38 protein-coding genes are annotated in these 21061 nt (G+C 33.8%); all 38 read right to left on the bottom strand.

The window, feature by feature from the left end; translation table 11 throughout:
- Positions 1-63: 63 nt before the first annotated feature.
- Positions 64-456, bottom strand: a complete 393-nt coding sequence (gene rpsI / locus BR66_RS0112550) for a 30S ribosomal protein S9 (protein WP_026883251.1) — start codon at positions 454-456, stop codon at positions 64-66.
- A gap of 26 nt (positions 457-482) precedes the next feature.
- Positions 483-917, bottom strand: coding sequence for a 50S ribosomal protein L13 (rplM, locus tag BR66_RS0112555; RefSeq protein WP_026883252.1), 435 nt, complete (start codon positions 915-917; stop codon positions 483-485).
- Positions 918-1048: 131 nt separating this feature from the next.
- A complete protein-coding gene (gene truA, locus BR66_RS0112560) occupies positions 1049-1783 on the bottom strand; it encodes a tRNA pseudouridine(38-40) synthase TruA (protein WP_026883253.1) in 735 nt (244 codons plus the stop codon).
- 24 nt (positions 1784-1807) lie between these two features.
- A complete protein-coding gene (locus BR66_RS0112565) occupies positions 1808-2608 on the bottom strand; it encodes an energy-coupling factor transporter transmembrane component T family protein (protein WP_026883254.1) in 801 nt (266 codons plus the stop codon).
- A complete protein-coding gene (locus tag BR66_RS0112570; RefSeq protein WP_026883255.1) occupies positions 2601-3464 on the bottom strand; it encodes an energy-coupling factor transporter ATPase in 864 nt (287 codons plus the stop codon). Before BR66_RS0112570 ends, BR66_RS0112565 begins: the two co-directional genes overlap by 8 nt.
- Complete coding sequence (locus BR66_RS0112575) at positions 3449-4294, bottom strand: energy-coupling factor transporter ATPase (protein WP_026883256.1); 846 nt, start codon at positions 4292-4294, stop codon at positions 3449-3451. The genes BR66_RS0112570 and BR66_RS0112575 overlap by 16 nt, the downstream gene beginning before the upstream one ends.
- A 64-nt stretch (positions 4295-4358) precedes the next feature.
- Positions 4359-4700 (bottom strand): 50S ribosomal protein L17, encoded by a 342-nt coding sequence (rplQ, locus tag BR66_RS0112580; protein WP_026883257.1) that lies wholly within the window; start codon positions 4698-4700, stop codon positions 4359-4361.
- Positions 4701-4781: 81 nt separating this feature from the next.
- The gene (locus BR66_RS0112585; RefSeq protein WP_026883258.1) at positions 4782-5729 is read right to left on the bottom strand and encodes a DNA-directed RNA polymerase subunit alpha; all 948 of its coding nucleotides are present in this window, start codon (positions 5727-5729) and stop codon (positions 4782-4784) included.
- A gap of 60 nt (positions 5730-5789) precedes the next feature.
- Positions 5790-6410, bottom strand: a complete 621-nt coding sequence (gene rpsD, locus BR66_RS0112590; RefSeq protein WP_026883259.1) for a 30S ribosomal protein S4 — start codon at positions 6408-6410, stop codon at positions 5790-5792.
- A gap of 27 nt (positions 6411-6437) precedes the next feature.
- Positions 6438-6833 (bottom strand): 30S ribosomal protein S11, encoded by a 396-nt coding sequence (rpsK, locus tag BR66_RS0112595; protein ID WP_026883260.1) that lies wholly within the window; start codon positions 6831-6833, stop codon positions 6438-6440.
- A gap of 15 nt (positions 6834-6848) precedes the next feature.
- Positions 6849-7220, bottom strand: a complete 372-nt coding sequence (rpsM, locus tag BR66_RS0112600) for a 30S ribosomal protein S13 (RefSeq protein ID WP_026883261.1) — start codon at positions 7218-7220, stop codon at positions 6849-6851.
- Positions 7221-7363: 143 nt separating this feature from the next.
- Positions 7364-7477, bottom strand: a complete 114-nt coding sequence (rpmJ, locus tag BR66_RS0112605) for a 50S ribosomal protein L36 (protein ID WP_003373491.1) — start codon at positions 7475-7477, stop codon at positions 7364-7366.
- A 17-nt stretch (positions 7478-7494) separates the two neighbouring features.
- Positions 7495-7713 carry a translation initiation factor IF-1 gene (gene infA, locus BR66_RS0112610; protein WP_026883262.1) on the bottom strand — a complete coding sequence of 73 codons (219 nt, stop codon included), beginning with the start codon at positions 7711-7713 and terminating at the stop codon, positions 7495-7497.
- A gap of 7 nt (positions 7714-7720) precedes the next feature.
- The gene (locus BR66_RS0112615) at positions 7721-7987 is read right to left on the bottom strand and encodes a KOW domain-containing RNA-binding protein (protein ID WP_026883263.1); all 267 of its coding nucleotides are present in this window, start codon (positions 7985-7987) and stop codon (positions 7721-7723) included.
- 351 nt (positions 7988-8338) lie between these two features.
- The gene (locus BR66_RS0112620; protein WP_026883264.1) at positions 8339-8971 is read right to left on the bottom strand and encodes an adenylate kinase; all 633 of its coding nucleotides are present in this window, start codon (positions 8969-8971) and stop codon (positions 8339-8341) included.
- A 17-nt stretch (positions 8972-8988) separates the two neighbouring features.
- Positions 8989-10269, bottom strand: coding sequence for a preprotein translocase subunit SecY (gene secY / locus BR66_RS0112625; protein ID WP_026883265.1), 1281 nt, complete (start codon positions 10267-10269; stop codon positions 8989-8991).
- Position 10270: 1 nt separating this feature from the next.
- On the bottom strand, positions 10271-10711 hold the full coding sequence (rplO, locus tag BR66_RS0112630) for a 50S ribosomal protein L15 (protein ID WP_026883266.1): 441 nt from the start codon (positions 10709-10711) through the stop codon (positions 10271-10273).
- Positions 10712-10735: 24 nt separating this feature from the next.
- On the bottom strand, positions 10736-10915 hold the full coding sequence (gene rpmD / locus BR66_RS0112635) for a 50S ribosomal protein L30 (RefSeq protein WP_026883267.1): 180 nt from the start codon (positions 10913-10915) through the stop codon (positions 10736-10738).
- A gap of 11 nt (positions 10916-10926) precedes the next feature.
- Entirely contained in the window at positions 10927-11424 is a 498-nt protein-coding gene (gene rpsE, locus BR66_RS0112640; protein ID WP_026883268.1) for a 30S ribosomal protein S5, read from the bottom strand.
- 16 nt (positions 11425-11440) lie between these two features.
- On the bottom strand, positions 11441-11803 hold the full coding sequence (gene rplR, locus BR66_RS0112645) for a 50S ribosomal protein L18 (RefSeq protein ID WP_026883269.1): 363 nt from the start codon (positions 11801-11803) through the stop codon (positions 11441-11443).
- Between the two features lie 23 nt (positions 11804-11826).
- Positions 11827-12366, bottom strand: a complete 540-nt coding sequence (rplF, locus tag BR66_RS0112650) for a 50S ribosomal protein L6 (protein ID WP_026883270.1) — start codon at positions 12364-12366, stop codon at positions 11827-11829.
- Between the two features lie 23 nt (positions 12367-12389).
- Positions 12390-12785: a 30S ribosomal protein S8 gene (gene rpsH / locus BR66_RS0112655; RefSeq protein ID WP_026883271.1), complete on the bottom strand. Its 396-nt coding sequence runs from the start codon at positions 12783-12785 to the stop codon at positions 12390-12392.
- Positions 12786-12814: 29 nt separating this feature from the next.
- Positions 12815-13000 carry a type Z 30S ribosomal protein S14 gene (locus BR66_RS0112660; protein WP_026883272.1) on the bottom strand — a complete coding sequence of 62 codons (186 nt, stop codon included), beginning with the start codon at positions 12998-13000 and terminating at the stop codon, positions 12815-12817.
- 14 nt (positions 13001-13014) lie between these two features.
- Complete coding sequence (rplE, locus tag BR66_RS0112665) at positions 13015-13557, bottom strand: 50S ribosomal protein L5 (RefSeq protein ID WP_026883273.1); 543 nt, start codon at positions 13555-13557, stop codon at positions 13015-13017.
- Positions 13558-13579: 22 nt separating this feature from the next.
- On the bottom strand, positions 13580-13903 hold the full coding sequence (gene rplX, locus BR66_RS0112670; protein ID WP_026883274.1) for a 50S ribosomal protein L24: 324 nt from the start codon (positions 13901-13903) through the stop codon (positions 13580-13582).
- 18 nt (positions 13904-13921) lie between these two features.
- Positions 13922-14290, bottom strand: coding sequence for a 50S ribosomal protein L14 (gene rplN, locus BR66_RS0112675; RefSeq protein WP_026883275.1), 369 nt, complete (start codon positions 14288-14290; stop codon positions 13922-13924).
- A 26-nt stretch (positions 14291-14316) separates the two neighbouring features.
- Positions 14317-14571 (bottom strand): 30S ribosomal protein S17, encoded by a 255-nt coding sequence (gene rpsQ, locus BR66_RS0112680; RefSeq protein WP_026883276.1) that lies wholly within the window; start codon positions 14569-14571, stop codon positions 14317-14319.
- Between the two features lie 21 nt (positions 14572-14592).
- On the bottom strand, positions 14593-14796 hold the full coding sequence (gene rpmC / locus BR66_RS0112685; protein ID WP_035796198.1) for a 50S ribosomal protein L29: 204 nt from the start codon (positions 14794-14796) through the stop codon (positions 14593-14595).
- A complete protein-coding gene (gene rplP, locus BR66_RS0112690; protein ID WP_026883278.1) occupies positions 14786-15229 on the bottom strand; it encodes a 50S ribosomal protein L16 in 444 nt (147 codons plus the stop codon). Before rplP ends, rpmC begins: the two co-directional genes overlap by 11 nt.
- 18 nt (positions 15230-15247) lie before the next feature.
- Positions 15248-15919, bottom strand: a complete 672-nt coding sequence (rpsC, locus tag BR66_RS0112695; protein ID WP_026883279.1) for a 30S ribosomal protein S3 — start codon at positions 15917-15919, stop codon at positions 15248-15250.
- Positions 15920-15934: 15 nt separating this feature from the next.
- Positions 15935-16270 (bottom strand): 50S ribosomal protein L22, encoded by a 336-nt coding sequence (gene rplV / locus BR66_RS0112700; protein ID WP_026883280.1) that lies wholly within the window; start codon positions 16268-16270, stop codon positions 15935-15937.
- Between the two features lie 21 nt (positions 16271-16291).
- On the bottom strand, positions 16292-16576 hold the full coding sequence (rpsS, locus tag BR66_RS0112705) for a 30S ribosomal protein S19 (RefSeq protein WP_026883281.1): 285 nt from the start codon (positions 16574-16576) through the stop codon (positions 16292-16294).
- A 59-nt stretch (positions 16577-16635) separates the two neighbouring features.
- On the bottom strand, positions 16636-17469 hold the full coding sequence (gene rplB / locus BR66_RS0112710) for a 50S ribosomal protein L2 (protein WP_026883282.1): 834 nt from the start codon (positions 17467-17469) through the stop codon (positions 16636-16638).
- Positions 17470-17530: 61 nt separating this feature from the next.
- Entirely contained in the window at positions 17531-17827 is a 297-nt protein-coding gene (gene rplW, locus BR66_RS0112715) for a 50S ribosomal protein L23 (RefSeq protein ID WP_026883283.1), read from the bottom strand.
- Positions 17827-18447, bottom strand: a complete 621-nt coding sequence (rplD, locus tag BR66_RS0112720) for a 50S ribosomal protein L4 (protein WP_026883284.1) — start codon at positions 18445-18447, stop codon at positions 17827-17829. Before rplD ends, rplW begins: the two co-directional genes overlap by 1 nt.
- Before the next feature lie 23 nt (positions 18448-18470).
- Positions 18471-19103: a 50S ribosomal protein L3 gene (gene rplC / locus BR66_RS0112725; protein ID WP_026883285.1), complete on the bottom strand. Its 633-nt coding sequence runs from the start codon at positions 19101-19103 to the stop codon at positions 18471-18473.
- A gap of 67 nt (positions 19104-19170) precedes the next feature.
- Positions 19171-19479, bottom strand: coding sequence for a 30S ribosomal protein S10 (gene rpsJ / locus BR66_RS0112730; protein ID WP_026883286.1), 309 nt, complete (start codon positions 19477-19479; stop codon positions 19171-19173).
- Positions 19480-19848: 369 nt separating this feature from the next.
- Entirely contained in the window at positions 19849-21042 is a 1194-nt protein-coding gene (tuf, locus tag BR66_RS0112735; protein WP_026883287.1) for an elongation factor Tu, read from the bottom strand.
- Positions 21043-21061: the final 19 nt, after the last annotated feature.

The raw sequence follows: 21061 nt of genomic DNA on the forward strand, positions 1-21061 counted from the left end.
TAATGAATTTTATACTATTCATTGCAAGAAAAAAAGAGAGGACTCTTCCCCTCTTTTGTACAATTATCTCTTTGAGAATTGTGGAGCTTTTCTTGCCTTTTTCAAACCATATTTCTTTCTTTCTTTCATTCTTGAATCTCTTGTTAAGAAACCAGCTTTTTTAAGTTCGCCTCTTAATGTTTCATCAGCTTTTAATAAAGCTCTTGATATTCCGTGTCTGATAGCACCAGCTTGACCTGTGAACCCACCACCATTAACATTTACTAAAACGTCAAATTTATCTTTTGTTCCAGTTAGAACTAATGGTTGATTAACAATCATTCTTAATGTTTCTAATCCAAAATATTCTTCTTGATCTCTTTTATTTATTGTAACCTTACCTTCTCCTGGTACTAATCTAACTCTAGCTATTGCTTTCTTTCTTCTACCTGTCGCTATATACTGTACTTTAGCCATTTTACTTCCTCCTTTCAATTATGATCTTAGTATTTTAATTGTAATACTTCTGGTTTTTGAGCTTCATTACCATGCTCAGCGCCACTGTATATTTTCAATTTTTTAAGTGTTTCTCTACCTAATACTCCGATAGGAAGCATTCTTCTTACAGCTTCATGAAATACGAATTCTGGCTTTCTAACCAACGCATCTCTATAAGACATTTCTTTTAATCCACCTGGATAAAATGAATGATGTCTTAACATTTTCTGATCTAATTTTTTGCCTGTTAATACTACCTTTTCAGCATTAATAACAATAACAAAATCACCTGTGTCTACGTGTGGTGTAAATGTTGGTTTATTCTTTCCTCTTAGTATAGCAGCAATCTGACTTGCAGCTCTACCTAAAGTCAATCCGTCAAGATCAACGATGTACCATTTTCTTTCAATTTCCTGCGGTTTAGCAATATATGATTTCATATTTTTCCTCCCTGAACTTTACACAAATTACGTCCTATGTCAAAGACCCGGGGCTAGTGGATCTTTCAAATCAACGTTATACAAACACATTAAGTATAATACAATCTCCCACGTGTGTCAACAAATTTCAACTAATAATATACTTTCTCTAAACATAACCCATTTGCTGGTAAACAAGGTCCTGCCATATTTCTATCTTTAGATAAAATTATGTCTTTCACACTTTGGGATTCAATTTTTCCAAGCCCCACTTGTATTATAGTACCCATAATAATTCTTACCATATTATACAAAAATCCATTACCTGTTATATAAAAAATCAAATAATCATTTTTAATTGCTATTTCAAAATTAGATATTGTTCTTATATCAGTTTTAGCACTTCCACCAGTGCTCTTAAACGCAGAAAAATCATGCGTTCCTATGATAAGAGGCATTGCCTCTTTTATGGCATCAATATCTAATTTTTTCCTGTAGTAAAAGGAATAATTCCTTCCAATAGCTGACCTTTGAGGTCTGTTAAGGACAGTATAACTATATGTTTTTCCCTTACTACAATATCTTGAATGAAAATTCATAGCAACTTCCTTTGATTCTTGAATAACTATGTCATTAGGTAATCTTCCGTTTAATACATCTTTAAACTTTTCGCTTGGAATGTTACTGGATGTAAAAAAGTTTCCAACAAATCCTCTAGCATGAACTCCAGCATCAGTTCTACTTGAGCCTAAAATATTAATTTTTTCTCCAGTTACAGAATACAATACTTTTTCTATTACTTCTTGAATAGTTAAAGCATTCTTCTGCTTTTGCCATCCTGAGTAAAGTGTTCCATCATATTCTATGACAAGCTTCACATTTTTCATGCTTTCACATCCTAAAATGCTAATTTAAATATACCTTATAGCAACTGAAACTACAATAAGTAGTATTGTTACTGCTGTAGCAATTCCGTCTCTATATTCAAGTTTTAATACCTTCATTCTTGTTCTAGAGTCCCCACCCCTATAACATCTTGCTTCCATTGCCATAGCAAGCTCATCAGCTCTCCTAAATGAACTTATAAAAAGTGGAACCAAAACTGGTATAAGGCTTTTTGCTCTTTGAAACAAATTACCAGATTCAAAGTCTGCGCCTCTTGCCATTTGTGCTTTCATAATTTTATCTGTTTCATCTATTAGTGTTGGGATAAATCTAAGTGCAATAGTCATCATCATTGCTAATTCATGAGCTGGAACACCTATCTTCTTAAGTGGGTTCATTAGCTTCTCAAGCCCATCAGTTAACTCTATTGGTGATGTTGTAAGTGTTAATAATGATGTACCTATTATTAGGAAAACGAGCCTTAGCATCATGAAACCAGCTAAATTAAGACCCTCTCTGTAAATTGTTATAAATCCATATTTAAAAACCAAATTGTCTCCTGGTGTCATTAAAACATTCATTAGTGCAGTAATTATAAGTAGTATGAATATTGGTTTAAGACCATTATAAATATATCTCAATTGAATTTTAGAGGTTATAATTATAGCTGCTGTAAATGCTATTACAAATATATATCCAACATAGTGATTTATTAAGAACAAATCTATTATGTATAATAAAGATAATATTATTTTCACCCTAGGATCCAATTTATGCACAAATGAATCTCCTGGAATGTATTGTCCAATAGTTATATCCTTAAGCATCTTTAACGCCCCTTAAACAATTTAAAATTTCATTTTTAGCCTGGTCTACAGTGAAAATATCCTCTGAAATATCGAAGCCTTTTTTCCTAAGCTCTCTAGCTAAATATGTGATCTGTGGTACTGCAAGCCCTATGCTCTCAAGTGTATCTATTTCCCTAAATATACGCTTAGGACTTCCATCAAGAATACATTTTGCATTATTCATAACCAAAATTCTACCTGCAACCTTTGCAACATCTTCCATGCTATGTGACACCAGTATTATTGTCATATTATATTCTTTTTGGAACATTACAATTTGATTTAAAATATCATCCCTACCTTTTGGATCTAGACCTGCTGTTGGCTCATCCAGTATAAGAACTTTAGGTTCCATTGCAACAACCCCGGCAATAGCAACTCTTCGCTTTTGTCCTCCGCTAATCTCAAATGGAGATTTTTTACCAAAGGTTTCATAATCAAGACCTACCATTTCCATTGCCCTTTTTACTCTTACTTTAATTTCTTCTTTATCTAGCTTTAAATTAGTTGGACCATAAGCAATGTCCTTTTCAACTGTTTCTTCAAATATTTGATATTCTGGATATTGAAATACGAGACCTACTTTTTTTCTTATATCCGCCAGTTTTGAAGTTTTTAAAGTAATATCTGTTCCATCAATTATAATCTTTCCTGTGGTAGGCTTTAAAAGCCCATTTATATGCTGAATTAGAGTTGATTTTCCTGAACCGGTATGTCCAATCAATGCTACAAATTCACCATCTTGTATATCAATATTTATATTATCTAAAGCTTTTTTTTCAAAAGGTGTCCCTGGCATATATATATGAGTTAAATTTTCTATTTTAATTGGCATAATTCATTCACCATCTCATCTATAGATAAAATATCATCCTTAACATCTATACCTTCTTTTCTTAATTCATATGCAAGTTCTGTCATTTGAGGTACATCAAGCCCTATTTTTTTCATTGTCTCTACCTCTTTAAACACTTTTCTTGGAGATCCTTCTATTATTATCTTTCCATTATCTATAACCATTATTCTATCAGCATCTATTGCTTCTTCCATATAATGTGTTATAAGAACAATGGTTATTTTTGCGTTTTCATTTAAGTCTTTTATTGTTTTTATAATTTCTTTTCTTCCTGATGGGTCAAGCATAGCTGTAGATTCATCAAAAATTATACACTGCGGCTTCATTGCTAAAGTTCCTGCTATTGCAACTCTTTGCTTTTGACCACCAGACAATAAATGAGGAGCATGCTTTCTATATTTGTACATACCTACTCTTTTCAATGCTTCATCAACTCTTGTTCTTATTTCCTTTGGTTCTACTCCAAGGTTTTCAGGCCCAAAAGCTACATCTTCTTCAACAATGGTGGCTACTAGTTGGTTATCTGGATTTTGAAATACCATGCCAGCTTTATTTCTTACATTCCAAATATTTTTTTCGTCAGAAGTGTCTAACCCATCTACTATAACTTTACCACTAAATGGAACCATAAGTGCATTGATATGTTTTGCAAGTGTTGACTTACCTGAGCCATTTCTACCTAATATTACTATGAATTCGCCCTTTTTTATATCAATACTTATATTATCCAGAGCTAAACTAAATGTATTTTCTTCAGCATTTTCGTACTTATAAGTCACATTTCTGCACTCAACCATGTTATTTTCCATAATAACACCTCGACCATTAATAAAATAGGGACTAAGTCAGTCTTCAACTTAATCCCCTTTTAAGTTATACTAGTTCAAGTATAACTAATTCAGCTGCGTCGCCTCTTCTTGGACCTACTCTCATGATTCTAGTATATCCACCGTTTCTTTCAGCGTATTTAGTTGCTAATGTATCAAACACTTCTGTTACTACTGATTCTTCTGTTATAAATGCAAGTGCTTGTCTTCTAGCGTGTAAATCTCCTCTTTTTCCAAGAGTAATCATCTTTTCTGCCAGACTTCTTGTTTCTTTAGCTCTTGTAACAGTAGTTTGTATCTTACCATATTTCAAGAAACTAGTAACAAGATTTCTAAGCATTGCTCTTCTTTGGTCAGTTGGACGACCAAGCTTACGATCCTTTGCCATTTATGCTCCTCCTCACTATGAATTTAGCATCCCAAATGATTGGTTAAATCATTTGGTATGCTTAATTTTATTTTATATGATTTATTCTTCAATCTGCTTTAATGATAACTCTAAAGCTTCAAGTTTTTGTTCAACTTCTTCAAGTGATTTTTTTCCTAGGTTTCTAACTTTCATCATATCGTCCATTGATCTTTCTGTCAATTCTTGCACTGAATTTATTCCCGCTCTCTTCAAGCAGTTATAACTTCTAACTGAAAGATCTAATTCTTCAATAGTCATTTCAAGTACTTTTTCCTTCTTATCTTCTTCTTTTTCTACCATGATTTCAACATCATCTGCATGATCAGTCAAAGTCATAAATAGTTTAAAGTGTTCAATAAGAATTTTAGCAGATAAGCTAATAGCTTCTTCTGGTCTAATAGTACCATTTGTCCATACTTCTAATGTTAACTTATCAAAGTCAGTTATTTGACCGACTCTTGTATTTTCAACAGCAAAGTTAACCCTTTTAACTGGAGTATATATTGAATCAACAGATACAGTTCCTATAGGCATGTCATCTCTTTTATTCTTATTCTGAGTAACATAACCTCTTCCTCTGTTAACTTCGATTTCCATATACAATTTTGCATCGCTGTCAAGAGTTGCAATATGTAAATCTTTGTTGATAACTTCAACATCTCCATCTGTTTTAATATCTCCAGCAGTAACGATACCTGAACCTTCAGCATCAATAACAATAGTCTTTGGTCCATCACCATTCATCTTTAATGCTAAACATTTTATGTTAAGAATCATTTCAGTAACGTCTTCTTTAACACCTTTTACAGTTGAAAATTCATGAAGGACACCTTCAACTTTTACTGAATTTGCAGCAACTCCAGGTAGTGATGAAAGGAGAATTCGCCTAAGCGAATTACCTAAAGTAATACCATAACCTCTCTCTAAAGGTTCGATGACAAATTTACCATAAGAGCCATCCTCTGTGGATTCTACGCATTCAATTTTTGGTTTTTCTATTTCTAACATCTATAACCCTCCTTTTTTATAAAATGGCAAACTATTTGAGGGCAACTGATTCTATATCAATTATTTGCTGTATAGCTCAACTATCAATGTTTCATTTACAGGAACATCTATATCTGATCTACTTGGTTCAGCTATAACTTTTCCTTGGAAGTTCTCTACGTCTGCAGTAAGCCAAGCTGGTAAAGTTTTTGGATTCTCAGCAAATGTTTTAAACTTTTCAGTTCCTCTGCTTTTTTCTGATACAGTTATTACATCGTTGACACTAACTTTATATGATGCTATATCAACCTTATGTCCATTTACTAAGAAATGACCGTGGTTCAATAATTGTCTTGCTTGAGCTCTTGAATCACCATAACCTAATTTGTAAATTACATTATCAAGTCTTAATTCTAGAAGTCTAAGTATTTGTTCACCAGTGATACCTTTAACTTTTTCAGCCTTTTCATAATAACCTCTGAATTGACCTTCTAAAATTCCGTATATTCTCTTAGCTTTTTGTTTCTCTCTTAATTGAAGACCATAGTTTGAAATCTTCTTTCTACTTGCTCCGTGTTGTCCTGGTGCATAGCCTCTTCTTGCAAATGCACATTTATCTGTAAAACATCTATCTCCCTTAAGAAACAGTTTCAAACCTTCTCTTCTGCATAATCTGCAGACAGCTCCAGTATATCTTGCCATTAAATTTACACCTCCTGTACTATATAATTAAACTCTTCTTCTCTTTGGTGGTCTACAACCATTGTGTGGTATTGGAGTAACGTCTTTAATAAGTGTAACTTCTAGTCCTGCAGCTTGAAGAGATCTTATTGCAGCTTCTCTACCAGCTCCTGGTCCTTTAACATATACTTCTACACTCTTTAAACCGTGTTCCATTGCTGCTTTAGCAGCTGTTTCTGCTGCCATTTGTGCAGCAAAAGGAGTACTTTTTCTTGATCCTCTGAAGCCGAGACCTCCAGCACTTGACCATGAAAGAGCATTTCCAACAGTGTCAGTTAAAGTTACTATTGAATTGTTAAAGGTTGATTTGATATGTGCACAACCATGTTCAATATTCTTCTTTTCTTTTTTTCTTCTAGTTTTCTTAGCTTTTTGTACTGCCATGTTCAGCCCTCCTCATTACTTTTTCTTTCTTGCCCCTATAGCTCTCTTAGGACCTTTTCTTGTTCTAGCATTGGTTTTAGTTTTTTGTCCTCTAACTGGAAGACCTTTTCTATGTCTTATGCCTCTATAACATCCAATTTCAACTAATCTCTTAATATTAAGTGCGATTTCTCTTTTCAAATCACCCTCAACTTTGAATCCTTTGTTAACATAATCTCTTATAGTGTTAACTTCTTCTTCTGTTAAATCCTTAACTCTTGTGTCAGGATTAACGCCAGTAGCTTTCAACACTTCATGAGATTTTGGTAATCCAATACCAAATATATAAGTTAAACCTATCTCTACCCTTTTTTCCTTTGGTAGATCAACACCTGCTATTCTAGCCATTAAAATTTACACCTCCTAGGTATTAATACTCTACATTTAAAAATTTTATATATAAAATTTTAGGCAATAAAATATTTATTAATATTTTATTGGCAGCCGTCCTAAAACAAAATTTAACAATAACCAAAATATTTTTGTTAATATCAGCCTTGTTTTTGTTTATGCTTAGGATTTTCACAGATAACCATAACTCTGCCTTTTCTCTTAATTACTTTGCATTTTTCACATATAGGCTTAACTGATGGTCTTACTTTCATAGCTAATCCTCCTCATTTTACTTAGCTCTCCAAGTTATTCTTCCTCTACTCAAATCATATGGAGATATTTCAACGGTAACTTTATCTCCTGGTAAAATTCTTATAAAGTTCATTCTTAATTTTCCTGAAATATGAGCTAATATTTTTTGACCACTTTCTAATTGTACTTCAAACATTGCGTTTGGCAAGGATTCAACAACTACTCCTTGCATTTCTATTACATCATCTTTTGACATAAGGTAATCAAGCCTCCTTATTACTGCCTAATGACTGCAGAAACTTTCTTATCTCCGAATTACTAACTGTTTTATTTGACAATACGTCATTAAAAACAATATCAGTAATAATTAAATGTTTCATTTTCTTTCTTTTAGGCTTTTCAACTTTTCTCAAATCACCATCTGAGATATAAACATACTCTTCATTTATTATATCCATAATTATGAATTTCCTATCAATATCTCTACCTGCCTTTGAATATACAACAGTACCCAAGTAATTATTATTCATCCATTCACCCCTGTAAACCAAAAATTAATATTTCTGGTGCATTATTTAAAATAGCCACAGTGTTTTCATAATGAGCAAACAAACTTATATGATAAGTAACAATAGCCCAGTCATTAGATTTAATTCTAATATTATATTTTCATGCATTGTTAATAAGTAACATCTCAAAACTAGGAATCCATAGCATCATCTAAATAATGAACTAGCTCAACCTCTATTATAAACTCGTCAGTCATCAAATGGAGTTAGAAAATAGTTATACTAGATTTAATGAATTCTTTGATTTTTAAAATTATTTATTCTCAACCTTACACCCATGATTCATGAAATCAACTTAAGAATCATTCAATTTTAACCTAGGACACTAATGATTTCCTTAAAAACTATATCTATATCCTTGGTACCATCAACAGTACGTAATACACCAGATGATTTGTAGTACTTAGCTAAAGGTTCTGTTTGCTCATAATATACATCCAATCTCGCCTTAACAGTTTCTTCAACATCATCTTTACGTTGTATTAATGCAGTGCTACATTTATCACATTTGTTTTCAATCTTGGGTGGATTAAATTTAATGTGATAAGTAGTTCCACAAGCTGGGCATACTCTTCTTCCAGTCATTCTGTCTAAAATACTCTCTCTAGGTACTTCTATCAATAAAGCAATATCAATCTTTTTACCCTGAAATGAGTCTAAAGCTTCTGCTTGCTTAACTGTTCTTGGAAAACCATCAAGTAAAAATCCATTTTTACAATCATCTTCAACTAATCTGTTTTTCACAATTTCTATTGTCAATTCGTCTGGAACAAGTAAGCCTTTATCCATATATCCTTTTGCCTCTATACCAAGCTCTGTTCTCTCTGATATATTTTTTCTAAATATATCTCCTGTGGATATATGTGGGATACTATAACTCTTACTAATTTGCTCTGCTTGCGTACCTTTGCCTGCTCCAGGTGGTCCTAACAATACAATTTTCATCAAATCATCTCCAACTATTATTCACTAAGAAATCCTTCGTAACGCCTCATTACTAAATGTGCTTCAATAGCTTTCATAGTTTCAAGAGCAACACCTACAACTATTAACATCCCTGTACCAGTAAAATACATTGCCTGAGATTTTACATACAATTGTAGTATCATTGGTGCTACTGCAATTACTCCAGCAAATGCTCCCCATAATATAGAAACATTACCGAGTACAGTTTCAATGTATCGTGCAGTTGGTTCACCTGGTCTAATACCAGGAACAAATCCAGATGATTTATGCATATTTTCAGCCATTTCATCAGGTTTAAACGTGATCTGCGTATAAAACCAAGTGAAAAATATTATAAATATAAATTCAGCAATCATATAACCAACACTACTATCTTTGAATATACTATATTTTCCATTTAGTATAATGTTGTATGCTGCTGATTTTGGCCAAAACTGCAAAATCATTAAAGGAAATCTCATAACAGCCATTGCAAATATTATTGCAATTATAGCTGATGAATTTATATTCAAAGGAATATGTGATGTCTGTCCTTTTAAACCTTTTGCAGTAGCTTTTCCTGCATACTGTACTGGTATTCTTCTTTCAGCTAAGCAAGCTATAACAACTGCAACAAATAAAGCCACAACTACAACTATTAAAACTATAAGCTGAACTGGATCAATAGTCTGCGCCTGCTGTAAACTTGAAATTTGACCAATAGAAGTTGGTATTCTTGAAATAATATTAACAAACATTATTAATGAAATTCCATTTCCAATACCTTTAACCGTAAGCTGCTCACCAAGCCACATTAAAAATGTTGATGCTGTTGTTAATGTCAACATAATCAAAAGCATATTTAACTTTGAAGTATCTCTAAGAGCTCCCTGAGAGTTGATAATTGAATACATAGCAAATGTCTGAAAAGCTCCTATTAATATTGAACTATATCTTGTGATTTTTTGTATTTTTTTTCTTCCATCTTCTCCTTCTTTTTGCATTGCTTCAAGAGAAGGGATTGCTATTGTTAAAAGCTGTACAATTATAGATGCATTAATGAAAGGAAGTACACCCATAGCAAAAATGCTAAAGTTACTAAATGCTCCACCAGACATTAAATCATAAAACCCACCTATTGATCCAGCCTGTGAAGTTAAATTAATTAACTTAGACGTATCAACTCCAGGTACTGGAATATGAATACCTATTCTATAAATTACAACTAGGACAATAGTCCACAATAGCCTTTTTCTTAAATCTGGTAATTTCCATGCTTTACGTAAGGTTGATAACAAACTATACCACCTCTGCTTTTCCTCCAGCAGCTTCAATCTTATCAGCTGCTACCTTTGAAAATTTATTGACTTTGACAGTAAGTTTTTTTGTAAGATCTCCGTTGCCAAGTATCTTTACGCCATCTTTAACTTTGCTGATAACGCCTCTTTGTAGTAATGTCTCAACTGTAATCACTGAACCATCTTCAAATATGTTCAATCTATCAACATTTATACTAACTATCTGCTTAGCAAATATGTTTGTAAATCCACGTTTAGGTAATCTTCTGTAAAGTGGTGTCTGACCACCTTCAAAACCAGGTCTTACTCCACCTCCTGATCTTGCGTTCTGACCATTTTCACCTCTACCAGCATTTCTACCATTGCCTGAACCAGTACCTCTACCAACTCTTTTAGGAGCTTTTTTAGATCCTGCTGCAGGTTTTAACTCATGAAGTTTCATATTTTGCACCTCCCCTGTTTTATATTAAACTAGTTCTATGTTTAAAAGATATTTAACTTTCTCTATCATACCTCTTATTTGAGGAGAATCTTCTTTTTCAACTTTTTTGCCTATTTTTCTAAGTCCAAGGGCATTAACAGTAGCTATGTGAGTCTTTTTTCTACCTATTAAGCTCTTTGTAAGTGTTATTGAAATCTTAGCCATGCTAACTCCTCCTAACCTGTTATTTCTACAACAGTTTTACCTCTAAGAGCAGCAATATCTTCTGCAGTTCTTAATCTTGATAAACCATTTATTGTAGCATTAACCATATTTCGTGCATTGTTAGAACCTAATGATTTAGCTCTAACGTCTCTGATCCCTGCAAGTTCAAGTACTGCTCTGGCAGGACCTCCTGCTAGAACTCCAGTACCTTCGCTAGCTGGCATAATTAAAACTTTTCCAGTACCGAAGATTCCTTCTACTCTATGAGGGACTGTTCCTTCAACCATTGCAACATTCACAAGGTTCTTCTTAGCATCCTCAATTCCTTTTCTTATTGCTTCAGGTATTTCAACTGATTTACCAGTTCCTACTCCAACGTGTCCGTTTTCGTCTCCAACTACTACTAAACAGCTAAATCTAAAATTTCTTCCACCTTTAACAACCTTTGCAACCCTGTTTATTTGTACAACTTTCTCTTTAAGGTCTAGTGTGCTAGGATCGATTCTCATTTATTTCCCTCCTTTTTTAAAACTGTAATCCAGCTTCTCTTGCGCCTTCAGCAAGTTCTTTAACTCTTCCGTGGTATACATATCCACCTCTGTCAAATACTACATCTTTTATGCCCTTTTCAGCTGCTCGTTTTGCTATAACTTCACCGACAAGTCTTGCCGCTTCTTTATTACTACCTAATTTAACAGTAAAATCCTTATCTTTACTTGACGCAGCGACAAGGGTATTGCCTGCCATATCATCAATGATCTGAACATATATATTCTTCTCACTTCTGAAAACTGCAAGTCTAGGTCTTTCTGCAGTACCAAAAACTTTTTTACGCACTCTTATATGACGTCTTGTTCTTGATTTGCTCCTGTCCTGTTTATTAAACATACAATTTCACTCCTTTCTAAAAGTTACTTACCAGTCTTACCTTCTTTACGTCTAACAACTTCATCACTATATTTAATTCCTTTACCTTTATAAGGTTCAGGCTTTCTCCATTTTCTAATGTCCGCAGCAACAGATCCTACTAATTCTTTATCGATACCTTTAATAATAATCGTGCTTGCATCAGGAGTTACAAAATCTATACCTTCAACTGAGGCTATTTCAACTGGATGTGAAAATCCAAGACTCAAAGTCATGTTTTTGCCCTTTAATAGAACTTTATAACCTACACCTACTAATTGAAGAGTTTTTGAATAACCTTCTGTTACTCCAATTACCATGTTATTTATTAGTGCTCTTGTTAATCCGTGAAGAGCTCTGTGGTTTTTATCATCGCTTGGTCTAGTAACAATAACATTACCATCTTCCACAACAATTTTCATATCTTTGTGCATAGGCTTAATAAGTTCGCCTTTTGCGCCTTTTACAGTAACAACGTTGTCTGGTGTTACTGCTACAGTTACTCCAGTTGGAATGACTACAGGCATTTTACCTATTCTTGACATAATTACACCTCCTGTTCATCTAACTACCAGATGTAGCAGATAACTTCTCCACCTAATCCTAGTTTTCTTGCTTCTCTATCAGTTACGATACCTTTAGAAGTTGATATTACTGCAATTCCTAATCCGTTCAATACTTTAGGAGTTTCTTCTTTTCTGCAATAAACTCTTAGACCTGGTTTCGATATTCTTCTAAGTCCTGTAATAACTCTATCTTTGTTTTTATATTTTAAGCCTAATCTAAGCATTGGAACTGTTCCATCGTTGTATTCCTCAATACTCTTAATATATCCTTCTTGAAGCATTATATTTGATATTGCCTTCTTAATAGTTGAAGAAGGAATTTCTACTACTTCGTGCTTAACTACGTTAGCATTTCTTATACGCGTTAGCAAATCCGCAATCGGGTCTGTCATAACCATGGTTTATGCCTCCTTTCATTTGATAACAATTACCAACTTGCTTTCATGCAACCAGGTATCTCGCCTTTGTACGCAAGTTCTCTGAAACAAATACGGCAAATTCCGTATTTTTTTAATACTGAATGTGGTCTTCCACATATTCTACATCTTGTATACGCTCTTGTTGAAAACTTTGGTTCTTTTTTCCATTTTTCGATCATTGCCTTACGTGCCACGTTATTACCTCCTTTTATTGAGCAAATGGCATACCAAGGAATCTCAATAATTCTCTTGCTTCCTCGTCACTTTTTGCTGTAGTAACAAATATTATATCCATACCTCTTACTTTATCTATCTTATCATATTCAACTTCAGGGAAAATTAATTGCTCTTTAATTCCTAAAGCGAAATTTCCTCTTCCGTCAAAAGATTTACTTGAAACTCCTCTGAAGTCTCTTACTCTTGGCAATGCAACGTTCATAAGCTTATCAGCAAATTCATACATTTTTTCTTTTCTTAGAGTAACTTTACAGCCTATTGGCATGTTTTCTCTAATTTTGAAATTTGCAATTGATTTTTTTGATCGTGTTAAAATTGGTTTTTGTCCTGATATTAATTCTAAGTCCGCTGTAGCTGACTCTAAAACTTTTGTATTTTCTTTAGCTTCACCAACACCCATGTTAATAACTATTTTCTCAAGTTTAGGTACTTCCATAACGTTTTTGTATCCTAGTTTTTCCATTAGTGCTGAAACCACTTCGTTTTCATACTTTTCCTTTAGTCTTGCAGCCATCCATTAGCCCTCCTTTCAAAATCTAAAATGTTTCTCCACACTTTTTGCACACTCTTACTTTTGCTCCGTCATCTAAAATTTTATGACTCACTCTTGTAGCTGATTTGCATTTTGTGCAATAAAGCATGACTTTTGAACTATTTATTGCAGCTTCTTTTTCTATAATTCCACCCTGCATATTTGCTTTATTTGGTTTTTGATGTTTTTTTACAATACCAACATCTTTAACTAATACAGTTGATTTCTTTGGATTAACCGCTAAAACTTCACCGATTTTTCCTTTATCTTTTCCTGAAATAACCACAACTGTATCTTTTTTAACAACATGTACTTTACTTGATGCCATCTAAGTCACCTCCCAATCTTATAAAACTTCAGGTGCTAGTGATAATATTTTATTAAATTCTTTATCTCTTAACTCCCTGGCAACAGGTCCGAAGATACGAGTTCCTTTTGGCTGTTTATCATCTTTTATAATTACAGCCGCATTTTCATCGAATTTAATATATGAGCCATCTGCTCTTCTTAAACCTTTTACAGTTCTCACTATTACAGCCTTAATAACTTCACCTTTTTTAACAACACCGCCTGGTGTTGCGCTTTTAACGCTAGCCACAATTATATCTCCGATGTTTCCCCACTTTCTCTTGGAACCACCTAATACTCTAATGCACATAATTTCTTTAGCACCAGAATTGTCTGCAACTTTTAATACTGTTTGTTGTTGTATCATCTAAATACCCTCCCTTCATAATCCGACTATTTAGCCTTTTCAACTATTTCTACAAGTCTCCATCTTTTATCTTTAGACAAAGGTCTTGTTTCCATAATTAATACTTTATCATTAACTTTAGCATCATTATTTTCATCATGAGATTTAAATTTAGTAGTTCTGTTTATAGTTTTGCCATACAAAGGATGACGAACTCTAGTTTCAACAGCCACTACAATAGTTTTATCCATTTTATCTGAAACAACTTTACCAACTCTTGTTTTTCTATTTCCTCTTTCCACAGGACAAACCTCCTTTCAGTTTTACTGTTCAAACGCCCTTAGTTCTTCTTCCCTAAGGATGGTTTTAATCTGGGCTATAGATTTTTTCACTTCTTTTATCCTCATAGGATTTTCAAGTTGGCCAGTAGCTAACTGAAATCTTAGTCTAAATAGTTCAGTTTTTAAATCGATCAACTTTGTCTGTAGATCTTGAGGACTTGTTTCTCTTAATTCTTTAGCCTTCATGAATTTCACCACCCATTTCCTCAAAATCTTTCCTTGTAACAAATTTAGATGCTATAGGAAGTTTATGTTGAGCTAGTCTCATAGCTTCTCTTGCTTGTTCTTCAGTTACACCTGCTATTTCAAATAATACTCTACCTGGTTTAACAACTGCTACCCAATATTCTGGTGATCCTTTACCAGAACCCATACGAGTTTCTGCTGGTTTTTCAGTTACTGGCTTATCAGGGAAAATCTTAATCCAAAGCTTTCCTCCCCTTTTTACATATCTGTTAATAGCAACTCTGGCAGCTTCAATTTGATTACTTGTAATCCAACCACATTCCGAAGCCTGTATACCGTAATCGCCATAAGCAATAAAGTTACCTCTTGTAGCTTTACCCTTCATTCTTCCTTTTTGAACTTTACGACGTTTAACTCTTTTAGGCATTAACATACCGTATTCCTCCTTCCTTTACGCGTTTGCTTCTTCCTTTTTTACAATAGTCTTCTTTACAGGAAGAACTTCACCTTTATATACCCATACCTTTACACCAATTTTACCGTATGTAGTATCTGCTTCTGCAAAACCATAATCAATATCAGCTCTTAAAGTTTGAAGTGGAATTGTTCCTTCATGATACTGTTCGTTTCTTGCAATTTCTGCTCCTGCAAGTCTCCCTGAACATGAGATCTTAACTCCTTTTATTCCAAATTTCATTGCTCTTTGTATAGTTTGTTTCATTGCTCTTCTAAAAGATATTCTTCTTACTAATTGAGAAGCTACGTTTTCAGCCATAAGCTGTGCATCGCTGTCTGCATTTCTTACTTCTACAATATTGATTAAAACATTTTTATTAGCAATTAATTCTTTAAGTTCTTTCTTTAAAGACTCAATTCCAGTACCACCTTTACCAATTACCATTCCGGGTTTAGCAGTGAAAATGTTTAATTTAACTCTTTTAGCCGCTCTTTCAATTTCAATTTTAGAAATTCCTGAGTTCTGAAGCTTGTTTTTAACATACTTTCTAACTGTATTATCTTCAATTAAATAATCTGCAAAATTTTTCTTATCTGCATACCATCTAGAACTCCAATCTTTAATTATACCCACTCTTAGGCCATTCGGATTAACTTTTTGTCCCACACTATTTCCCTCCTTTTATGATCTTTCTTTTACAACTAGGGTAATGTGACTAGTTCTTTTTTTAATTTTAAATGCTCTACCTTGTGCATGTGGTCTGAATCTTTTTAAAGTCGGACCTGCACCAGTAAATGCATCAGCAACATATAAACTATTCACATCTAGATTTAAATTGTTTTCAGCATTAGCAACTGCTGACTTTAATGCTTTATTAATAACAACTGCTGCATCTTTCGGAGTATATTGTAATATTGCGAAAGCTTCGTTAACATTTTTTCCTCTTATCAAATCAAGAACTACTCCAACTTTCATTTGAGAAATTCTAACATATTTAACTATAGATTTTGCTTCCATTGATTTTGCCTCCTTTCTAAACTATCGAAGTGCTGAAGACTTCTCTGTGTTATCTCCGTGTCCTTTGAAAGTTCTTGTAAGAACAAATTCTCCTAATTTGTGTCCAACCATATCTTCACTCATATAAACTGGAACATGTTTTCTTCCGTCGTGAACAGCTATAGTGTGACCTACCATTTGTGGAAAAATTGTTGAACTTCTTGACCAAGTTTTTATAACTTTCTTTTCGCCACTCTTATTCATTTCATTAATTCTCTTAAGAAGTATCTCTTGTACGAATGGTCCTTTTTTTACTGATCTACTCAAGTTGATGGCCTCCCTTCACTTAACTATTATTATAGAAGAGAATTTTCTATTCTCTTCAACTATTTAGTGTTTCTACCCTTAATAATAAGTCTATTAGAATATTTCTTATTCTTTCTTGTCTTATAACCAAGCGCTGGTTTACCCCATGGAGTAAGTGGACCTGGGTGTCCAACTGGTGCTTTACCTTCACCACCACCATGTGGATGATCGTTTGGATTCATTACTGAACCTCTGACTGTTGGTCTGAATCCCATATGTCTTTTTCTACCAGCTTTACCTATGTTCACAATTTCATGTGTAAGGTTTGAAACTGTTCCTATTGCAGCTCTACATTCGATTCTAACATATCTCATTTCACCACTTGGAAGTCTTAATGTTGCGAAGTTTCCTTCTTTAGCCATAAGTTGTGCACTAGCACCTGCTGATCTAACAAGTTGAGCGCCTTTGCCTTTTGCTAATTCAACATTATGTACAGTTGTACCAACTGGTATATTTTGAAGTGGTAAAACATTTCCTATTTTTATATCTGATTTTGGTCCTGACACAACAATATCGTCAACTTTAAGTCCGGCTGGCGCTATTATATATCTCTTTTCCCCATCTGTATAAAAAACAAGAGCAATGTATGCTGTTCTATTTGGATCATATTCTATGCTATTTACTCTTGCAGGAATATCATCTTTATTTCTTTTAAAATCTATTATTCTATATTGTTGCTTTGCTCCGCCGCCTCTATGACGAACAGTTATTTTACCACGAGCATTTCTACCCGCCTGTCGTTTCTGTTCAACAAGAAGAGATTTTTCTGGTTCATTTGTTGTAATTTCATCAAATGTACTTACAGTCATATGTCTTCTTGAAGGAGTCGTTGGTTTAAAACCCTTTATTGCCATTCTGTATTCCTCCTTTTTTGCGCTTATCTGGCTTACAGCCAATAACAGCTATTCTATTTACTTATTTCATTCCTTCAAAGAACTCAATTGGTGTACTATCAGCTGTTAGTTTAACAATTGCTTTTTTATAGTCAGCTCTTTTACCAACATGTACTCCAACTCTTTTTGTTTTTCCAAATATATTTGCTGTTTTTACGTCTTCAACTTTAACACTGAAAACTTCTTCTACAGCTCTTTTTATTTGGGATTTGTTTGCATGCACATCAACTTTAAAGGTGTATTTTTTGTCTGGCATTTCAACCATACTTTTTTCAGTTATTATTGGTTTTCTTAAAATATCAAAATTAGTTAAATTCATTATGCATACACCTCCTCAATTTTTGATACAGCATCCTTAGTTATTATGAAATTATCATATTTAAGGATATCATAAACATTTAAGTTGTTTGCAGGTATTACTGAAACTCCTTCAATGTTCCTTAGTGATTTATATACATTTTCATTTGATTCAGCTACAACTATTAGTGCTTTTTTTGTTTTCAAAGCTGCTAACATTTTTACCATTTCCTTTGTTTTAGGAGTTTCTATATCTAAACTCTCTAGAACAATAATTTCATTCTCAACAACTTTACTAGTTAAAGCTGATTTCATTGCAACTCTTCTCATTGATTTTGGAACTGAAATTCTATAGTCTCTTGGTTTTGGAGCAAAAACAATTCCACCATGAATCCATTGTGGAGCTCTTATTGATCCTTGTCTTGCTCTACCAGTACCTTTTTGTCTCCAAGGCTTAATTCCACCTCCAGAAACTTCTGATCTAGTCTTAGCGCTTTGGTTACCTTGTCTTTTGTTTGCAAGTAAAGCAACTACAACTTGATGAACAGCATAAGCTTTAATTTCAACTCCAAATACATTTTCTGAGAGTTCTATATCTCCAACTTTATTTCCTTCTTTATTAAACAATCCTACTGTAGGCATTCTGTATCCTCCTCTCTTATAAATTAAGCTTTAATTGCGCTTTTTATAACTACGAAACCTTTGTTTGGTCCAGGTACTCCACCTTTTATCAATATTACATTCTTTTCTGGAATTATTCTAGCAATTTCCAAATTTTGAACTGTAGTATTTACATGGCCCATATGTCCTGGCATTCTCTTGTTTTTAAATGTTCTTGATGGATCTGATGAAGCTCCCATTGAACCAACTGCTCTATGGAACTTAGAACCATGACTCATAGGTCCTCTATGTGCATTCCATCTTTTAATTGTTCCTTGAAATCCCTTACCCTTTGAAACTCCTGATACATCTACCTTGTCACCAAATGCAAAGATATCAGCTTTAAATTCAGCACCAAGTTCATAAGTACTTATATCTTCTAATCTTAATTCTTTTATGAATCTTTTATATGTTGTAACTCCAGCTTTAGCAAAATGACCTTTTACCGGTTTATTAACCAAACCTTCTCTTTTGTCATGAAAACCAACTTGTATAGCATCATAACCGTCTTTTTCAACTGTTTTCTTCTGTAAAACAACACATGGACCTGCTTCTATAACTGTAACAGGAATAACTTTTCCCGCTTCGTTAAATATCTGAGTCATTCCCAGTTTTTTACCTAATATAGCTTTCTTCATAATTGCACCTCCCAAACGAATTAGTGGATCGCATAGCGATCATAACCGCCAAGTATTAATTTTATTATTATAATTTTATTTCAATATCAACGCCTGCTGGTAAGTCTAATCTCATTAGAGCATCAACAGTTTTAGGTGAAGGACTTAATATATCAATAAGTCTTTTATGAGTTCTAATTTCGAACTGTTCTCTTGAATCTTTGTATTTATGTGGTGCTCTTAATATAGTAACTAAATCTCTTTCAGTAGGTAGTGGTACAGGACCTGCCACCTTTGCTCCTGTAGATTTAGCAGTTTCAACAATCTTTTCAGCGGACTGATCAAGTATTGTGTGATCAAATGCTTTTAATCTAATTCTTATTTTTTGGTTTGCCATTTTAATTTCCCTCCTTTTCATCGCACGCTCTGCTTCTTACGTACAACAGCGGACGTTCTGTAAACTGTTCCTGGTGTTTCTTTTTAATATCAGAACAACACAAAATATCCGTCGCCCGGTTCATGACCGTGACATACTCAGTAAGAATTCCCCGTAAGTGCGGCTACCTCTTACCTCATCGCTGTTTCAACATAACAACTATTATATTATACAACTAATCTAATATTTTGACAAGTATTTTTGTAAATTTTAATTTACAAAAATAAGATGGTCATTAAACATAATTATTTTTCTAACTAAAAAAGAGAAGAGCGTCCTCTTCTCCTTTCAAAACGAAGCTTCATTTTATAATTAGTTTACAATGTCAAATTATTTAGTTATAGAAGTAACAACGCCTGATCCAACTGTTCTTCCGCCTTCTCTGATAGCGAATCTTAAGTTTTCTGTCATAGCTACTGGGTTGATTAACTCAACTTTCATATCTATGTGATCTCCTGGCATTACCATTTCCATTCCTTCTGGTAATTTGATTGATCCTGTTACATCTGTTGTTCTGAAATAAAATTGTGGTCTATATCCGTCAAAGAATGGTGTGTGTCTTCCGCCTTCTTCTTTCTTCAATACATACACTTGACCTACAAAACTTGTATGTGGTGTTATTGAACCCGGTTTTGCAAGTACTTGACCTCTTTCGATGTCATCTCTTTGTATTCCTCTTAGTAATGCTCCTATATTATCTCCTGCCATTGCTTCGTCAAGAAGTTTTCTGAACATTTCTACTCCTGTTACTGTTGTCTTGCCTGTTTCTTCTTTTAACCCTACGATTTCTACTTCGTCTCCTACATGTAGAACTCCACTATCTACTCTTCCTGTTGCAACTGTTCCTCTTCCTGTGATAGTAAATACATCTTCTACTGGCATCAAGAATGGTTTGTCTGTTGCTCTTACTGGTGTTGGTATAAAGCTATCTACCGCATCCATTAAGTCAAATATTGGCTTAGTTGCTACTGCATCTGTTGGATTTTCTAATGCTTTTAATGCACTTCCTACGATGATTGGTGTATCATCTCCTGGGAATCCATATTCGCTTAGTAATTCTCTTACTTCCATTTCAACTAATTCTATTAATTCTTCGTCATCTACCATGTCTGCTTTGTTTAAGAATACTACTATATGTTGTACTCCAACTCTACTTGCAAGCAAGATATGTTCTCTTGTCTGTGGCATTGGACCATCTGCTGCACTTACTACTAGTATTGCTCCATCCATTTGTGCTGCTCCTGTTATCATGTTCTTTACATAATCAGCATGTCCTGGACAGTCTACGTGTGCATAATGTCTATTATCTGTTTCATATTCAACGTGTGCTGTGTTGATTGTTATTCCTCTTTCTTTCTCTTCTGGTGCTTTATCTATTTCTGCATAATTTGTTGCTACTGCTCCGCCCTTTTGTGCTAAAACAGTTGTTATTGCTGCTGTTAATGTTGTCTTACCGTGATCTACGTGTCCTATTGTTCCGATGTTTACATGTGGTTTGTTTCTTTGGAATTTAGCTTTTCCCATTTTATTTCTTCCTCCTTAA

The sequence above is a fragment of the Clostridium akagii DSM 12554 genome (assembly GCF_000686725.1).
Classification (GTDB): Bacteria; Bacillota; Clostridia; order Clostridiales; family Clostridiaceae; genus Clostridium_I; species Clostridium_I akagii.

Bases quoted from the DNA above. Each gene is read 5' to 3' on its own strand.
- rpsI (WP_026883251.1), bottom strand. From the start codon at position 456: ATGGCTAAAGTACAGTATATAGCGACAGGTAGAAGAAAGAAAGCAATA.
- rplM (WP_026883252.1), bottom strand. From the start codon at position 917: ATGAAATCATATATTGCTAAACCGCAGGAAATTGAAAGAAAATGGTAC.
- truA (WP_026883253.1), bottom strand. From the start codon at position 1,783: ATGAAAAATGTGAAGCTTGTCATAGAATATGATGGAACACTTTACTCA.
- BR66_RS0112565 (WP_026883254.1), bottom strand. From the start codon at position 2,608: ATGCTTAAGGATATAACTATTGGACAATACATTCCAGGAGATTCATTT.
- BR66_RS0112570 (WP_026883255.1), bottom strand. From the start codon at position 3,464: ATGCCAATTAAAATAGAAAATTTAACTCATATATATATGCCAGGGACA.
- BR66_RS0112575 (WP_026883256.1), bottom strand. From the start codon at position 4,294: ATGGAAAATAACATGGTTGAGTGCAGAAATGTGACTTATAAGTACGAA.
- rplQ (WP_026883257.1), bottom strand. From the start codon at position 4,700: ATGGCAAAGGATCGTAAGCTTGGTCGTCCAACTGACCAAAGAAGAGCA.
- BR66_RS0112585 (WP_026883258.1), bottom strand. From the start codon at position 5,729: ATGTTAGAAATAGAAAAACCAAAAATTGAATGCGTAGAATCCACAGAG.
- rpsD (WP_026883259.1), bottom strand. From the start codon at position 6,410: ATGGCAAGATATACTGGAGCTGTCTGCAGATTATGCAGAAGAGAAGGT.
- rpsK (WP_026883260.1), bottom strand. From the start codon at position 6,833: ATGGCAGTACAAAAAGCTAAGAAAACTAGAAGAAAAAAAGAAAAGAAG.
- rpsM (WP_026883261.1), bottom strand. From the start codon at position 7,220: ATGGCTAGAATAGCAGGTGTTGATCTACCAAAGGAAAAAAGGGTAGAG.
- rpmJ (WP_003373491.1), bottom strand. From the start codon at position 7,477: ATGAAAGTAAGACCATCAGTTAAGCCTATATGTGAAAAATGCAAAGTA.
- infA (WP_026883262.1), bottom strand. From the start codon at position 7,713: ATGTCAAAAGATGATGTAATAGAAATGCAAGGAGTAGTTGTTGAATCC.
- BR66_RS0112615 (WP_026883263.1), bottom strand. From the start codon at position 7,987: ATGAATAATAATTACTTGGGTACTGTTGTATATTCAAAGGCAGGTAGA.
- BR66_RS0112620 (WP_026883264.1), bottom strand. From the start codon at position 8,971: ATGAAAATTGTATTGTTAGGACCACCTGGAGCAGGCAAAGGTACGCAA.
- rplO (WP_026883266.1), bottom strand. From the start codon at position 10,711: ATGAAACTTCATGAGTTAAAACCTGCAGCAGGATCTAAAAAAGCTCCT.
- rpmD (WP_026883267.1), bottom strand. From the start codon at position 10,915: ATGGCTAAGATTTCAATAACACTTACAAAGAGCTTAATAGGTAGAAAA.
- rpsE (WP_026883268.1), bottom strand. From the start codon at position 11,424: ATGAGAATCGATCCTAGCACACTAGACCTTAAAGAGAAAGTTGTACAA.
- rplR (WP_026883269.1), bottom strand. From the start codon at position 11,803: ATGTTTAATAAACAGGACAGGAGCAAATCAAGAACAAGACGTCATATA.
- rplF (WP_026883270.1), bottom strand. From the start codon at position 12,366: ATGTCAAGAATAGGTAAAATGCCTGTAGTCATTCCAACTGGAGTAACT.
- rpsH (WP_026883271.1), bottom strand. From the start codon at position 12,785: ATGGTTATGACAGACCCGATTGCGGATTTGCTAACGCGTATAAGAAAT.
- rplE (WP_026883273.1), bottom strand. From the start codon at position 13,557: ATGGCTGCAAGACTAAAGGAAAAGTATGAAAACGAAGTGGTTTCAGCA.
- rplX (WP_026883274.1), bottom strand. From the start codon at position 13,903: ATGGCATCAAGTAAAGTACATGTTGTTAAAAAAGATACAGTTGTGGTT.
- rplN (WP_026883275.1), bottom strand. From the start codon at position 14,290: ATGATACAACAACAAACAGTATTAAAAGTTGCAGACAATTCTGGTGCT.
- rpmC (WP_035796198.1), bottom strand. From the start codon at position 14,796: ATGAAGGCTAAAGAATTAAGAGAAACAAGTCCTCAAGATCTACAGACA.
- rplP (WP_026883278.1), bottom strand. From the start codon at position 15,229: ATGTTAATGCCTAAAAGAGTTAAACGTCGTAAAGTTCAAAAAGGAAGA.
- rplV (WP_026883280.1), bottom strand. From the start codon at position 16,270: ATGGAAGCAAAATCTATAGTTAAATATGTTAGAATTTCTCAAATGAAA.
- rplB (WP_026883282.1), bottom strand. From the start codon at position 17,469: ATGGCAATAAAGGGTTTTAAACCAACGACTCCTTCAAGAAGACATATG.
- rplW (WP_026883283.1), bottom strand. From the start codon at position 17,827: ATGAATTTAACTAATTTTGATATTTTAAGAAAACCAATAATAACTGAA.
- rplD (WP_026883284.1), bottom strand. From the start codon at position 18,447: ATGCCTACAGTAGGATTGTTTAATAAAGAAGGAAATAAAGTTGGAGAT.
- rplC (WP_026883285.1), bottom strand. From the start codon at position 19,103: ATGAAGAAAGCTATATTAGGTAAAAAACTGGGAATGACTCAGATATTT.
- rpsJ (WP_026883286.1), bottom strand. From the start codon at position 19,479: ATGGCAAACCAAAAAATAAGAATTAGATTAAAAGCATTTGATCACACA.
- tuf (WP_026883287.1), bottom strand. From the start codon at position 21,042: ATGGGAAAAGCTAAATTCCAAAGAAACAAACCACATGTAAACATCGGA.